This window comes from Halomonas sp. ND22Bw (assembly GCF_003011945.1).
GTDB lineage: Bacteria > Pseudomonadota > Gammaproteobacteria > Pseudomonadales > Halomonadaceae > Halomonas > Halomonas halophila.
In genome coordinates, this window is record NZ_PXWD01001720.1 from 1 (window position 1) to 238 (window position 238).

Below are 238 nucleotides of genomic sequence, written 5' to 3' on the forward strand. Positions count from 1 at the left end.
CGCGGCATGACGGTGCTCGACAACATCAAGCTGGGCCGCCACGCGCACCTGAAGACCAACGTCTTCGATGCGTTGCTGTATGTCGGCCGCGCACGCCGCGAAGAGGCCGAGCTGCGGCGCGATGTGGAGGAACGCATCATCGACTTCCTCGAGATCGACCACATCCGCCACGCCCCGGTTGCCGCCCTGCCCTACGGCCTGCAGAAGCGCGTGGAGATGGCGCGCGCGCTCGCGATTC

General features: G+C 67.2%; 1 pseudogene. It reads left to right on the forward strand.

Annotated features, from left to right (window positions below):
* Nucleotides 1-238, forward strand: a pseudogene (locus CVH10_RS24165) (ABC transporter ATP-binding protein); the annotation flags it as partial.